Here is a 13,450-nt window from a genome sequence, read left to right on the forward strand (position 1 = left end):
CGAAAACGGAGAACGGCTGAAGTGTGCGTGCCCTCAACGGCGAGATCCCAACGGCATGGCCGCAGCCTAGGGCGCGGGATCGAACGAGCGGTCGTGGCGTCGACTACCCCCTTGATGGCAAGACGGCAAACGATTGCTGCATCGGCAACGCCACGACCGGCCCGTGGTGCGACAGTACCACGTGAACACCTGAACACCTGAACATCTGAACAGATGAACGGACTAAGGTTGTTCTCGTGATCGGCTGCGGCCCCACCCGGCGGCTTTGCCGGGTGATCGACCGACCACCGGTGGAACCAGCCAGAGATCGACAAGCTAGAGAGGGATTGCATGACCGACTACACGCTGCCCGAATTGGATTACGACTACGGTGCGCTCGAGCCCCATATCTCGGGCCAAATCAACGAGATTCATCACAGCAAACACCACGCGACCTACGTCAAGGGCCTCAACAGCGCGATCGAGCAACTGGCCGAAGCCCGGGAAAAGGACGACCACGCGGCGATCTTCCTGCACGAGAAGAACCTGGCGTTCCACCTCGGCGGCCACGTGAACCACACCATCTGGTGGAAGAACCTCTCCCCCAACGGCGGCGACAAGCCCACCGGCGAGCTGGCCGCCGCCATCGACGACGCGTTCGGGTCGTTCGACAAGTTCCGCGCGCAGTTCACCGCAGCCGCCAACGGCCTGCAGGGCTCCGGCTGGGCGGTCCTGGGACTCGACACCCTGGGCAACAAACTGCTGACCTTCCAGCTCTACGACCAGCAGGCCAACGTTCCGCTCGGGATCATCCCGTTGCTGCAGGTCGACATGTGGGAGCACGCCTACTACCTGCAGTACAAGAACGTCAAGGCCGACTACGTGAAGGCCTTCTGGAACGTGGTGAACTGGGCCGACGTCCAGGCCCGGTTCGAGGCCGCGACGGCCAAAGGTGCCGGCCTGATCTTCTGAGCCACTGCACCGGAGGCGTCCACCGCGGCACCGTAAATGGGGGCCGCGGTGGACGACATTCTGGCGCGGTCGATGCCCGCCCGAGGTGCTCATAGCGGTATCGTCAGACCATCACAACTCACACATGGACGGTCGATGCGCCGATGGGATGACGCTGGGTTCGCTCCGGCACCGGTCGATGACACCCGTCATCATCATTTGTCGCTGCTGTTGGTCGAAGACGACCCCGGCGATGCCCTCCTGGTCGAGGAACTCGTCTCCGATGCCCTGACCGAGGCGACCGTCATCTGGGTTCCATCGATGGCGGAAGCCGAACGCCGCCTGGCGGCGAGCCGCCCGGATTGCGTGCTCCTGGACATGAACCTGCCCGACACCATGGGCAATACCGCGCTCAAGCGGATGGCAGCGCTGGACCCGACCCTGCCCATCGTGGTGCTCACGGGTCTGGCCGACGAGCACTTCGGGATGTCCGCGGTGGCCTCCGGCGCGCAGGATTACCTGGTCAAGGGCCGTGTCGAGCCGGAGATGCTGCGCCGAGCCGTGTTGTACGCCGTGGAGCGCAAGCGGGCCGAGTGGACGGCCGTGGAGTTGCACGCCAGCGAATTGCGCGAACGCGAGAACGCCCGGCTCGAGCGCGGCCTACTGCCCTCTCCCCTGCTCCAGGAAGATTCCGGTGTCGATATCGTGGCCCGGTACCGACCCAGCCGGGAAAACGCCCTGGTGGGCGGGGATTTCTACGACTTCGTGCAGACCCCGGACGGCACCGTGCACGTGATGGTCGGCGACGTGGCCGGCCATGGCCCCGACGAGGCCGCGCTGGGCGTCGCGCTGCGCATCGCGTGGCGGGCGCTCACCTTCGCCGGCCTGCGCGGCACCGACCGGATGCGGGAACTCAATCGGATCTTGCAGGTCGAGCGCGCCGGGACCGGCATCTTCGCGACGGTGATGAGTCTGGCCATCCCGCCCGAGGGGCCGCTGATCACCGCGGTCCGCGCCGGGCATCCCGGCATGTTGCTGCACCACCGGGGCACGGTCGACTGGGTGATGCCGCCGGGCGCCCCCGCCCTGGGCGTGCACACCGGCGACTGGCCCGCCGACCGGGTGGAGTTGCCCGCGGGCGCGGGGCTGGTGCTGCTCACCGACGGATTGTTCGAGGGACATGCCGGGCGTGGCACGGCGCGGTTGGGCGAGGACGGTCTGCTGGCCCTCGCGCGCTCGGTGGCGCACCTGCCCGGCGACCAGTTCATCGACGCGCTCATCGAAGGCGCGGAGAACCGCGCCATTGAACACGGCGGGATCACCGACGACATCGCGGTGGTGCGCGTCGAGCGGCATCCCTGGTGAGCCCTATCCGCCGCTTTCAACCCACCGTGCAGGGCTGGCTGGTGCTGGTGCTGTCGCTGACCGGCGTGGTGGTGCTCATCTGCGGGGTGGCCACCGCCCTGTTGCTCAGCCGCACCGACCAGGTCTCCCGCGAACTCAGTGAGGAGATCCAGCCGGCGCGGGTAGCGGCCTACCAGGTCCAGGCAGCGCTCGGTGATCAGGAGTCCGCGGTGCGCGGTTACCTGATCGCCGCGGATCCACAGTTCCTGGAGCCCTATCACGCCGGCCGGGCCGCCGAGGCCCGGGCCGCCGCCGAGATCCGCGAGCGGGTCGCCGACCGTCCGCAACTGCTCGCCGATCTCGATGCGATCGAAGAGGCCGCGGCCACGTGGCGCGCCACGTATGCCGAACCGCAGATCGCCAGGGTCCCCGCGGGATCGAGGCCGGATTTCGACTCCCTCGCCGCCGAGCAGGGCAAGGTTCAGTTCGACCGAATCCGAGGTCTCTTCGAGGTCCAGAGCGAGCATCTCTTCGAGGCGCGCACCGCCGGGATGACCGACCTGGCCCGGGCCCAGGCCTGGCGCAACGGCGTGCTGATCACGATGCTGGTCGCGATCCTGTGCACCGCGCTGCTGCTGGCGGTGTTGATGCGCAAGGCGGTGACCCGACCCCTGGAAGCGCTCGCGGCGGCCTGCCGACGAATCACCGAGGGCAACTTCGGGGAGCGCATCGTCGCGCAGGGACCCCGGGACATCCGCGCCATCGCCGCCGATGTCGAAGACATGCGGCAGCGCATCGTCGACGAGCTCGAGGTGTCCCGTTCGGGCCGCGCGGTACTCGCCCAGCAGGCCGAGGCACTCGACGAGCAGGCCGTGGAGTTGCGTCGGTCCAACGCCGAACTCGAACAGTTCGCCTACGTGGCTTCGCATGACCTCCAGGAGCCGCTGCGCAAGGTCGCCTCGTTCTGTCAGCTGCTCGAGAAGCGCTACGGCGACCAACTCGACGACCGGGGCCACGAGTACATCAAGTTCGCCGTCGACGGCGCCAAGCGGATGCAGGTCCTGATAAACGACCTGCTGACGTTCTCGCGGGTGGGCCGGCTCAACACCATGCCGTCCGAGGTGGACCTCAACGCCGCATTCGACGAGGCCGTGGACAATTTGTCGACGGCGGTCGAGGACTCCGGGGTCCAGATCCAGCGACCCGAACAACCACTGCCGACGGTGACCGGCGACGCCACGTTGTTGACGATGGTGTTCCAGAACCTGCTCGGCAACGCGGTGAAGTTCCGGCGACCGGAGCTGCCGCCCCGGGTTGTCGTCGAGTGCGTCCCGGACCCCGGCGGTGACGATGCGGGCTGGTTGATCAGCGTCTCGGACAACGGCATTGGGATCCCCGAGGAGTTCAGCGAAAAGGTCTTCGTGATCTTTCAACGGTTACACGGGCGTGACGTCTACTCTGGTACCGGAATCGGGCTGGCGCTCTGTAAGAAGATCGTGGAATATCACGGCGGCACCATCTGGATCGACCCGTCGTACACCGACGGGACCAGATTCTGCTTCACACTGCCGCACACTGTCACCGACGGTGCCGCGGTCGAACAGGAAGGAACTCGCCTATGACAAGCGGCGATGGTCCGATCGATGTCTTGTTGGTCGAGGACGACCCGGGTGACGAGCTCATCACCCGAGAAGCGTTCGAGCACAACAAGATCAACAACACCTTGCACGTCGCCCGCGACGGTGAGGAGGGCCTGGACTTTTTGTACCGGCGCGGCGGTTATGCCGAAGCGCCGCGGCCGGACCTGATCCTGCTCGACCTGAACCTGCCCAAGTACGACGGCCGCGAACTGTTGCAGACCATCAAGTCCGATCCGGACCTGTGCCACATCCCGGTGGTGGTCCTGACCACGTCCTCGGCCGAGGAAGACATCCTGCGCAGCTACAAGCTGCACGCCAACGCCTACGTGACCAAGCCGGTCGACCTCGACCAGTTCATGAGTGCGGTGCGCCAGATCGACGAGTTCTTCGTCCAGGTGGTGCGGCTACCTCAGTTCTAGAGCGCCTCGATCACCGTGGCGCGGAACCGGTCCAGCGCCTCGGTGGCCGCCCTCACCCCGTCGCCGGGAATGTGGATGTTCACCCACGTGACCCCGGCGCCGACCAATTCCTCCAATCCGGCGAGGAACTCGTCGGCGTTGAAGTCGGCGTCGCCGGGCCCCTTGGGGTAGAACGGCGAGAAGGCCACGTCCACCGCGGCCGGATCGCGCCCGGCGGCTTCCAGTCGGGCGTGTAGATCCGCGATCAGCGCGCGCAGTCGCTCGACGGAGTCGATGGGCGCGGTCTTCGCCGTGCGGGCCAGCCCGGGCGGGGCCGGGAAGGGGCACCAACCGTCGCCGTAGCGGACCACGCGTTCGCGCGCCGCTGCGGTGTTGCCGGCTATCCAGATCGGGGGGTGCGGCTGCGCCACCGGACGCGGATGCGCGGTGATGCCGCGGGCGGTGAAGTGCTTGCCCTCGAAGGAGAGATCGTCGGTGGTCCAGGCGGCCCGGATGGCCCGCAGCGCCTCCTCGAACAGCTCCGCCCGCTGCTCGTAGTCGACACCGAGCGCCTCGAACTCCTTGCGCATGTATCCGACGCCGACGGCCAGCGTGAACCGTCCGTCGGACAGCAGGTCCAACGTGGCGGCAGCCTTGGCAACCACGAACGGATTGCGGTACGGCAGTACCACGATGTTCGGGATCAACCGCAGCCTGCTGGTGTGGGCCGCCGCGAAACTCATTGCCACGAACGGGTCGAGCGCGTCGTGTCCCCCGTGCTCGAGCCAGCGCTGCGAGGGCGCCGGGTGGTCGGTGAATCCGAAGCCGTGGATGCCGGCCTGCTCGGCGGCGGCGGCGATCGCGGTGATTCCGGCGCCCGACACCACATCGGGGTGGTACGGATGCGAATGCATGGGGTGGGTGATGGCGAAGCGCACCTGGGTGAGGTCCATAGCGGAGCTGACGTTACACCGACGCTCCGATTTGTCATACGGACCGGCTCGGCTCAGGCGTTGATGCCGCCGGTGAGAATCGCCGCGAGCTCGCGATAGGCGGCGGCGTCGTCGAGGCCGGTGGCCGCCCGGACCCGACCCTGCTGGATGCCGACCATCATCGTCGCCGCGAGCTCTCCGGCGAAGGCGGCGTGCACGTCTCGGAAGTCGCCGGCGGCCACGCCGTCGGCGATCAGCTCCTGGACCCGCTGGGCGGCGATGGCGGTGTTGGTCTCGTACACCTCGCGAGCCGGCCCGAAGGCCCCGAGGTCGGCCATGAACTGGGCCGAGGCCGCGTCCAGGGCCCGGCCCACCGCCGCCAGGTAGGTGGTGATGCGCTCACGGGCGCCGTCGACCGCCGCCACCTGGCTTTCGACGGCCGCGGTGGCACCGCGGAAGAAGTGCACGGTTGCCGCGACCACCAGGCCGTCCTTGCTGTCGGCGAGCGTGTACAGCGTGGATTTCGAGCAGCGCAGCCGCGCGGCGATGTCGTCGAGGGTCAGGTGTGCGAACCCTTCGGACAGGAACAGCGCCAACAGTTCGTCGAAGAGTTGGGTCCGACGGGCGGTACCGAAGGTGGTGGCGGAGCTGGGCTGCACACGCCGATAGTACTGGAAGATGGTCTGTAGTACTGTCAGAGTGGTACTGGAGGTCAGCGCGCAGTACTGGTCGCGCGCGGTGGACCCGACGAGAGAAAGAGGAACCGCGTGCCTGTCGATCGACTCCTACCCAGTGACGAAGCGCGCGACCTGATCGCCCTGGCCCGCGACATCGCGGACAAGACCCTGTTGCCGCGCGTCGACGAGTGTGAACGCGACGAGACCTACCCCGACGGGGTGTTCGCCACCCTCGGGGAGGCCGGGCTGCTGAGCCTGCCGTACCCGGAGGAATGGGGCGGCGGTGGCCAGCCCTACGAGGTGTACCTGCAGGTGCTGGAGGAGATCGCGGCACGCTGGGCCGCCGTTGCGGTCGCGGTCAGCGTGCACAGCCTGTCCTGTCATCCGCTGATGGCCTTCGGTACCGATCAGCAGAAGTCCGAGTGGCTCCCGGAGATGTTGGGCGGCAACACCATCGGTGCCTACAGCCTGTCCGAACCCCAGGCCGGCTCGGACGCGGCCGCGCTGACCTGCAAGGCGGTGGCCGCCGACGACGGATACCGGATCACCGGCGAGAAGGCCTGGATCACCCACGGCGGGATCGCGGACTTCTACAACCTGTTCGCGCGCACCGGCACCGGCTCCCAGGGCATCTCCTGCTTCCTGGTGCCGGGCACCGCGGACGGGCTCACCTTCGGCAAGCCCGAGGAGAAGATGGGCCTGCACGCCGTCCCCACCACGGCCGCCCACTACGACAATGTCCCGATCCCCGCCGAGCGACGCATCGGCGACGAGGGACAGGGCCTGCAGATCGCCTTCAGCGCACTGGATTCGGGCCGGCTGGGTATCGCCGCGGTGGCGGTCGGACTCGCCCAGGCCGCTCTCGACGACGCCGTAGCCTACAGCCAGGAGCGAAGCACCTTCGGGCGCAAGATCATCGACCACCAGGGCCTCGGTTTCGTGCTGGCCGACATGGCCGCGGCGGTGGACTCCGCCCGCGCCACCTATCTGGACGCGGCGCGGCGCCGCGATGCCGGGCTGCCGTACTCGCGTAACGCCTCGGTGGCCAAGCTGGTCGCCACCGATGCCGCGATGAAGGTCACCACCGACGCGGTTCAGGTCCTCGGCGGTGTCGGCTACACCCGGGACTACCGGGTGGAGCGGTACATGCGGGAGGCCAAGATCATGCAGATCTTCGAGGGCACCAACCAGATTCAGCGGCTGGTCATCAGCCGGGACCTGGCCAAAGGGCGCTGAGCGCGGCGGCGTGACCCGCTAGACGCCCGTCCACGCGTCGTCGAGTCGCGCCGCGACGTCGATGATCTGCGCCTGCTGCGATGCGGGTGCATCGATCTGGTCGGCCACGTGCTGCGCGATGAAGCGCCGGATCTCGCCGTCCACGCCGCCGATGATCCGGACGATCTCGCCGCGGATCGACTCCGAGGACACGTGCACGCTGATGTTGGAGGGGCGCGGTTTGGCCACGTCGATGATCAGCAGCAGCGGTTTGGCGGCGCGGGCGGTGGCGCGCAACGCCACCTCCCCGTCGACCTTGAACCGGGGCTTGTCCAGCCGCAGATCGACGACCAGGTCGATCTCCAACGGAATCCGGATGTCGAAGGTGATGGTGTCGCCGAGCACCCGGGTGGCCTGGGGTTCCCGGATCTGCACCTTGGCGCTGACCCGCGCGATGCGACCCGGCCCCTGCGCCAAGGGCCCCATCTCGAACTGATCCCCGGCAATGGCCCCGAAGGCGGCCGCGACGCGCTCCTCCGTCACGGCGACCTCGAAGAATTCACGTCCCCACTGCTCGTAGGTGACGTAATCGTGCGTGTCCATAGTCCTGTAACAGTCTCACGTTCGTCCTCGGCGCCCACACAGCACGCGCCGAATCGCCTGCTGGCAACCGTCCCGACGCCCTAGCCCCCGCCGCGGGCGAGGCGTGCTCCTTCCTGAGTATGGTTACGAACTTCGGCGCCACGCCGGACCTGACGACGCCGGGATGCGTCGGGGCGGCGCCGAGAAAGCGAAAGGTGATCGATGCCCGAGTCCTCGTCGACCCCGACGGCCGGCCCGTTCTCGATGCCCCTGCGGGTGCGCTACGTGGAGTGCGACATGCAGGGCCGCGTCTACAACGCGCACTACCTGACCTGGGTGGACATGGCGCACACCGAGGCGATCGACGAACTTTTCGGCGGGTACCGCGAGATCGTGGCCGCCGGCGTCGACCTGGTGGTGGCCGCCGCGGATCTGCAGTTTCGCGCCCCCGCCCACTTCGACGACCGCCTCCAGGTGCACACCACCATCCACGCGCCGGGACACACGTCGCTGCGCAGCGACTTCACGATCGCGCGCGACGAGACGGTGCTGGCCGAATGCCGCATGGTCCACGTCTGCGTCGACGCCACGACCTACGAGAAGCAGCCGTGGCCGGCCTGGCTGCGCGCCAAACTACCTGGCACCGGCTGAGTTCCGGTCCGGCCAGTCGCCGATCGCGGCCACGGCGTCGGGGAAGAAGGTCCGGTATTGCCGGTCGGTGACATAGCCGATGTGCGGGGTGGCCGCCCGCCGTGCATATTTGGTACCGACGGGTACCCGCCGTCGGCGCCCCCGTGGTGCCCGCGATAATCGACGTCGTGTCCAGGACCCGAGAACGCCCCCGCCCCGGCGTCCTGGTCCTCTCACTGAGCGTGGTGGCGTTGACCGTGGCGCTGCTGCAGACCGCGGTGGTCCCGGTGCTCGGCGTGATGGCCGAGCAGCTCGGCGTCTCGTCGTTGGCGGTGAGCTGGGCGGTGACGGCGAACCTGCTCGCCGCGGCGGCCAGCACCCCGCTGATCGGGCGCCTCGCCGACCTCTACAACAAGAAGTACGTGCTGCTGGGTGTGCTGCTGGTGGTGCTGGCCGGATCGGTCCTCGCCGCGGTGACCAGCTCGCTGCCGCTGCTGATCGTGGCCCGGGTGCTGCAGGGCGCCTCCTTCGCGCTGTACCCGATCTGCGTGGCGATCCTGCGGGCCGAACTGCAGTCGCGGCAGGTGGTCCGCGCGTTGGCGGTGCTCTCCGGCATGCTCGGTTTCGGCGGCGGCGTGGGCCTGGTGGTCACCGGTGTGCTGATGAACGGGTCCGCCGGTTATCACCGCGTCTTCTGGCTGACGACCGGCTTCACCGTGATGGTGATCGTCCTGGTGCTCGCCGTCGTCCCCTCGCGGCGCGGGACCGGCCAGGGCACCATCGACTGGGGCGGGGCCGTGGGGTTGGCCGTCGGCCTGACGGCCGTGCTGCTGGCCATCACCCAGGGCAACACCTGGGGCTGGTGGACCCCGGCGACGTCGGGTTGCCTGGGCGGGGGCCTGGTGGTGCTCGTGGCGTGGTGGTTCTGGGAGCGACGGCGTCCGCATCCGCTGGTGTCCACGGCCATGCTGACCCGCCCGACGATGCTGCTGACCAACGTCGCCACGGTCTTCGTGGGCATGGGGCTGTACTTCGGCTTCCTGGGCCTGACCCTGTTCGTGCAGATGCCCCGCGAGGTCACCGGCTACGGCTTTTCGGCGACGGTCCTGCAGTCCAGCGTGGTCTTCCTGCTGCCCGGCGCGCTGACCGGCTTCGTCACCGCGACCAGCAGCGGCTGGATGATCGACCGCTATGGACCCCGGCCGGTGCTGGTGACCGGCGCGGTCACCGGGGTCGTCGGATTCGTCGTGCTGGCGGTGGCGCATTCGGCGCCCTGGCAGGTGATCGTCGCCGGGGCGTTGACCAACGCCTACATCAGCCTGGCCTACGGCGCGTTGCCGGCGCTGGTGGTCGGCGAGGCGGGACCGGGCGAGACCGGGATCGCCACCGGCATCAACGCGATCGCCCGCACCGTGGGCAGCTCGATCGCGGCCGCCGTCGTCGCCGTGCTGCTGGCGCGCGTGGCCGCCGACACCGGACTGCCCACCGAGGAGGCGTTCGTCGTCATCTTCGTCGCCGGTGCCGGCACCGCGGCCCTGGCGACCGTCCTCATCGCCTTCTCACGGACCCGTCCCCGGCCCACCGAATCGGAGGCAGCGACGGTGGATTCTCGTGCGATGCAGCACGAATGGGGCTGAGCTAGACCGGCGGGTTCGGCTGCGCGGCCGCGCTGAAGTCGAGCGCAGCCGCCGGGTTGGCCAGCGCGGTCACCATGCCCGAACCGATCGGACCCATCTTGTCGAACAAGGTCGAGGTCCCCACCGACACCCCGTCGGCCGCCCAATGCGACTCGGCCCGCACGCCGATCCACTCGTCCACCGGAAGGCGCGTCAGGCCGACCGTGAGATCGCCGTTGATATAGCCGATTCCGTGGGTGCCGAGGTGGGTCACCAGGCTGGTGGCCTCGGCGACCACGGCGGCCCGAACGAACGGCGAATTCCGTTGCCCCTGCACCACATCGATGCTCTTGTCGACGAACCGGGTGCGCGAGGCATTCTGATGGTCGCCGATGCGCTGCGTCCATCCCGTCCCGTCGCTGCCGGTGTGCGGCAACGCGTGGTCGTCGCCCGGGGCCAGGTTTTCGGGAAAGGCGAACTCGGTGTCGGGCTGCCACTGTTCGCCCGGGGGCGGTGCGGAACGGCGGTAGAACACCAGACCGGCCTGCGCGACGACGACCTCGCCCTGCACGATGTCGCACTCGGCGTTGCGGATCCGGTGGCCGTCACGCACCAACCGGGTGCGGACGGTGGTCGCCACGTTGCGAGCGGCCTTGAACAGGTCCACCGTCAGCCGGGTGGGCTGGAACTCGGCCGAGCCGTAGTCCCGCTCCAGGCAGTGCGCGGCGAGTCCCACGACGGCGGGCCCGTTGAGCATGCCCTCACCCCAGCGGCTGGCGGCGTAGGGCGACGGTAGGAAACCGTCCGGCGAATCGGCGAAGTGGGCGGGGCGAACGGTCACCCGGGCATCCTCGCACAGCCCCGAACTCGTCGGCGGCTGCCCCGGTAGGCAACAGATTCCATCGAAAAGATGAGAAATAGGGACGGAATCGGTTGCGAGGACCCTGCTGATGGGTGAAGGTTAAGCGACACGTCGACGCCACCGGCCCCGGGCGTGCTCGAGACAGCTGGAAGACGAGGAGGCGTTGCCCTGACGAAGACCGGCACCGAGCCCACCGCACCGCAGACCGACTCCGGCACCAGCACCGCCGGCGGTCCGGTGATCGAGATCGATCACGTGGTCAAGCGCTTCGACGACTACGTGGCCGTCGACGACGCCGACTTCGCCATCGGGGCCGGCGAATTCTTCTCCATGCTCGGGCCGTCGGGCTGCGGCAAGACCACCACGCTGCGGATGATCGCCGGATTCGAGACGCCGACCACGGGCGCGATCCGGCTCGAGGGTCGCGATGTCTCCCGCATGCCGCCGCACAAACGCAACGTGAACACCGTCTTTCAGCACTACGCGCTGTTCCCGCACATGACGGTGTGGGACAACGTCGCCTACGGGCCGCGCAGCCAGAAGCTGGACAAGCGCAAAGGCAAAGGTGAGGTCCAACGGCGGGTCGACGAGCTGCTCGAGGTGGTCCGGCTGACCGACTTCGCGCGCCGCCGACCCGGGCAGCTCTCCGGCGGTCAGCAGCAGCGCGTCGCGCTGGCCCGGGCGTTGGTCAACTACCCCAGCGCCCTGCTGCTCGACGAACCGCTGGGCGCACTCGACCTCAAACTGCGCCACGTCATGCAGTTCGAGCTCAAGCGCATTCAGCGCGAACTCGGCATCACCTTCGTCTACGTGACGCACGATCAGGAGGAAGCGCTCACCATGAGCGACCGGATCGCCGTGATGAACGCCGGTCGGGTGGAGCAGATCGGCAGCCCCACCGAGATCTACGACCGGCCCGCGACCGTGTTCGTCGCCGGGTTCATCGGGCAGGCCAACCTGTGGCACGGCCGCCAGACCGGGCGGGTCAACCGCGACTTCGTCGAGATCGAGGTGCTCGGCACCAGACTGGCCGCCACGCCCGGCGACACCACCATCGAAAGCGGTGGCCACGCCACCCTGATGGTCCGCCCGGAACGCGTGCGGGTGTCCATGGAACCGCCCACCGGGGAACTGGTTTCGGTGCCGGCGACCGTCACCGACCTGACCTTCCAGGGGCCGGTGCTGCGGCTGTCGCTGGCCGGGGCCGACGGCTCGCCCATCGTCGCGCATGTGGGTGCCGAACAGCAGCTGCCCATGCTGCGTCCCGGCGACCAGGTGTACGTGGCGTGGTCTCCCGAGGCATCACTGGTGCTACCGGCCGCCGACATACCGACCACCGAGGATCTCGAGGAGATGCTCGGTGATTCCTGACCCCCAACCCCCGACGAAAGGCGTACGCGGCCATGTCCCCCACCCCCAATGACATCGACCCGCGCCGGCTGACCCAGTTCGCCACCAACCGCGCCTCGCGGCGCCGGTTCCTCGGCGGCAGCGCGGCGGCCGCGGCGGCGATGGTGCTCGGGCCGTCGTTCCTGGCCGCGTGCGGCTCCGACGGCGGGTCCGGCAGCCCGGCCAGCGCACCCCCGGACGACGGCTCACCGGCGACCGGCACGCTGCGCATCTCCAACTGGCCCTACTACATGGCCGACGGGTTCATCGCGGCGTTCCAGACCGCGAGCGGGCTGACCGTCGACTACCGGGAAGACTTCAACGACAACGAGGAATGGTTCGCGAAGTTCAAGGAGCCGCTGTCGCGTCAACAGGACATCGGCGCCGACCTGGTGATCCCCAGCGAGTTCATGGCGGCCCGGCTGATGGGGCTGAACTGGCTCAACGAGATCAGTGACGAACGGGTGCCGAACAAGAAGAATCTGCGCACCGATCTGGCGGACGCGTCCATCGATCCGGGACGTAAGTTCACGGCGCCCTACATGTCCGGAATGGTGGGCATCGCCTACAACAAGGCCGCCACCGGACGGCCGATCACCACGCTGGACGACCTGTGGGATCCCGCCTTCCGGGGCCGGGTCAGCCTGCTCTCGGACATGCAGGACGGGCTGGGACTGGTGCTGCTGTCGCAGGGTAGCTCGCTGGCGGATCCGAATATCGAGTCCATCCAGAAGGCTGTCGACCTCATCCGGGAACACAAGGACAGCGGGCAGATCCGTCGGTTCACCGGCAACGACTACGGCGACGACCTCGCCACCGGCAACGTCGTGATCGCCCAGGCGTATTCGGGCGACGTGGTGCAACTGCAGGCCGACAATCCAGATCTGGAGTTCGTGGTCCCCGAAGCGGGCGGCACCTGGTTCATCGACAACCAGGTGATCCCCTACACCACGCAGAACCAGAAGGGCGCCGAGGCCTGGATCGACTACGTCTACGACCGGCCCAACTACGCGAAACTGGTTGTGGCCACGCAGTTTGTCCCCGTCTTGTCCGACATGACCGACGAACTGGCCAAGCTCGACCCCGCGGTGGCGGCCAACCCCCTGGTCAATCCGCAACCGGACGTGCTGGCCAAACTGCATTCCTGGCCGGCGCTCAGCGACGAGCAGACCCAAGAGTTCAACGCCGCCTACGCCTCGGTCACCGGCGGCTGACGCGCATGACGGTGGGTCCCT

General features: G+C 68.3%; 13 protein-coding genes. 9 read left to right on the forward strand and 4 right to left on the reverse strand.

Annotated features, from left to right (window positions below; all coding sequences use genetic code 11):
* Nucleotides 1-330 precede the first annotated feature (330 nt).
* From R2K23_RS11815 to R2K23_RS11830, 4 genes are all read left to right on the forward strand, one after another.
* Nucleotides 331-951 carry a superoxide dismutase gene (locus tag R2K23_RS11815; protein WP_316516866.1) on the forward strand — a complete coding sequence of 207 codons (621 nt, stop codon included), beginning with the start codon at nucleotides 331-333 and terminating at the stop codon, nucleotides 949-951.
* A gap of 135 nt (nucleotides 952-1,086) precedes the next feature.
* Nucleotides 1,087-2,295, forward strand: coding sequence for a PP2C family protein-serine/threonine phosphatase (locus R2K23_RS11820; protein ID WP_316516867.1), 1,209 nt, complete (start codon nucleotides 1,087-1,089; stop codon nucleotides 2,293-2,295).
* The gene (locus R2K23_RS11825) at nucleotides 2,289-3,896 is read left to right on the forward strand and encodes a sensor histidine kinase (RefSeq protein ID WP_316517220.1); all 1,608 of its coding nucleotides are present in this window, start codon (nucleotides 2,289-2,291) and stop codon (nucleotides 3,894-3,896) included. Before R2K23_RS11820 ends, R2K23_RS11825 begins: the two co-directional genes overlap by 7 nt.
* Nucleotides 3,893-4,333, forward strand: coding sequence for a response regulator (locus R2K23_RS11830; protein ID WP_316516868.1), 441 nt, complete (start codon nucleotides 3,893-3,895; stop codon nucleotides 4,331-4,333). The genes R2K23_RS11825 and R2K23_RS11830 overlap by 4 nt, the downstream gene beginning before the upstream one ends.
* On the opposite strand, the gene R2K23_RS11835 is transcribed toward R2K23_RS11830, so the two are convergent.
* Both R2K23_RS11835 and R2K23_RS11840 read right to left on the reverse strand, forming a co-directional pair.
* Nucleotides 4,330-5,250, reverse strand: a complete 921-nt coding sequence (locus R2K23_RS11835) for an LLM class F420-dependent oxidoreductase (protein ID WP_316517222.1) — start codon at nucleotides 5,248-5,250, stop codon at nucleotides 4,330-4,332. The two genes, R2K23_RS11830 and R2K23_RS11835, sit on opposite strands and share 4 nt — an antisense overlap.
* A 68-nt stretch (nucleotides 5,251-5,318) precedes the next feature.
* Nucleotides 5,319-5,903 carry a TetR/AcrR family transcriptional regulator gene (locus tag R2K23_RS11840; protein ID WP_316516870.1) on the reverse strand — a complete coding sequence of 195 codons (585 nt, stop codon included), beginning with the start codon at nucleotides 5,901-5,903 and terminating at the stop codon, nucleotides 5,319-5,321.
* A 108-nt stretch (nucleotides 5,904-6,011) separates the two neighbouring features.
* On the opposite strand from R2K23_RS11840, the gene R2K23_RS11845 reads away from it, so the two are divergent.
* Complete coding sequence (locus R2K23_RS11845; RefSeq protein ID WP_316516872.1) at nucleotides 6,012-7,157, forward strand: acyl-CoA dehydrogenase family protein; 1,146 nt, start codon at nucleotides 6,012-6,014, stop codon at nucleotides 7,155-7,157.
* Between the two features lie 18 nt (nucleotides 7,158-7,175).
* Here R2K23_RS11845 and R2K23_RS11850 read toward each other — a convergent pair whose 3' ends face one another.
* Nucleotides 7,176-7,739: a hypothetical protein gene (locus R2K23_RS11850; RefSeq protein ID WP_316516874.1), complete on the reverse strand. Its 564-nt coding sequence runs from the start codon at nucleotides 7,737-7,739 to the stop codon at nucleotides 7,176-7,178.
* A gap of 201 nt (nucleotides 7,740-7,940) precedes the next feature.
* Between R2K23_RS11850 and R2K23_RS11855 the strand changes: the two genes are divergently transcribed.
* Nucleotides 7,941-8,369, forward strand: a complete 429-nt coding sequence (locus tag R2K23_RS11855; protein ID WP_316516875.1) for an acyl-CoA thioesterase — start codon at nucleotides 7,941-7,943, stop codon at nucleotides 8,367-8,369.
* A 158-nt stretch (nucleotides 8,370-8,527) separates the two neighbouring features.
* Nucleotides 8,528-9,985, forward strand: a complete 1,458-nt coding sequence (locus R2K23_RS11860; RefSeq protein ID WP_396893577.1) for an MFS transporter — start codon at nucleotides 8,528-8,530, stop codon at nucleotides 9,983-9,985.
* A gap of 1 nt (nucleotide 9,986) precedes the next feature.
* Here the strand turns inward: R2K23_RS11860 and R2K23_RS11865 are convergent, their stop codons facing one another.
* Nucleotides 9,987-10,805: an acyl-CoA thioesterase domain-containing protein gene (locus tag R2K23_RS11865; RefSeq protein ID WP_316516877.1), complete on the reverse strand. Its 819-nt coding sequence runs from the start codon at nucleotides 10,803-10,805 to the stop codon at nucleotides 9,987-9,989.
* 258 nt (nucleotides 10,806-11,063) lie between these two features.
* Between R2K23_RS11865 and R2K23_RS11870 the strand changes: the two genes are divergently transcribed.
* Entirely contained in the window at nucleotides 11,064-12,197 is a 1,134-nt protein-coding gene (locus tag R2K23_RS11870; RefSeq protein ID WP_316517223.1) for an ABC transporter ATP-binding protein, read from the forward strand.
* Between the two features lie 32 nt (nucleotides 12,198-12,229).
* The gene (locus tag R2K23_RS11875) at nucleotides 12,230-13,429 is read left to right on the forward strand and encodes a polyamine ABC transporter substrate-binding protein (protein ID WP_316516879.1); all 1,200 of its coding nucleotides are present in this window, start codon (nucleotides 12,230-12,232) and stop codon (nucleotides 13,427-13,429) included.
* The last annotated feature ends 21 nt before the right edge of the window (nucleotides 13,430-13,450 follow it).

Origin of the sequence: Mycolicibacterium sp. MU0050 (assembly GCF_963378085.1) — a bacterium.
Taxonomy (GTDB): domain Bacteria; phylum Actinomycetota; class Actinomycetes; order Mycobacteriales; family Mycobacteriaceae; genus Mycobacterium; species Mycobacterium wendilense.

Excerpts from the sequence above, each read along its gene's own strand:
- R2K23_RS11815 (WP_316516866.1), top strand. The coding sequence starts at position 331 with ATGACCGACTACACGCTGCCCGAATTGGATTACGACTACGGTGCGCTC.
- R2K23_RS11820 (WP_316516867.1), top strand. The coding sequence starts at position 1,087 with ATGCGCCGATGGGATGACGCTGGGTTCGCTCCGGCACCGGTCGATGAC.
- R2K23_RS11830 (WP_316516868.1), top strand. The coding sequence starts at position 3,893 with ATGACAAGCGGCGATGGTCCGATCGATGTCTTGTTGGTCGAGGACGAC.
- R2K23_RS11850 (WP_316516874.1), bottom strand. The coding sequence starts at position 7,739 with ATGGACACGCACGATTACGTCACCTACGAGCAGTGGGGACGTGAATTC.
- R2K23_RS11855 (WP_316516875.1), top strand. The coding sequence starts at position 7,941 with ATGCCCGAGTCCTCGTCGACCCCGACGGCCGGCCCGTTCTCGATGCCC.
- R2K23_RS11875 (WP_316516879.1), top strand. The coding sequence starts at position 12,230 with ATGTCCCCCACCCCCAATGACATCGACCCGCGCCGGCTGACCCAGTTC.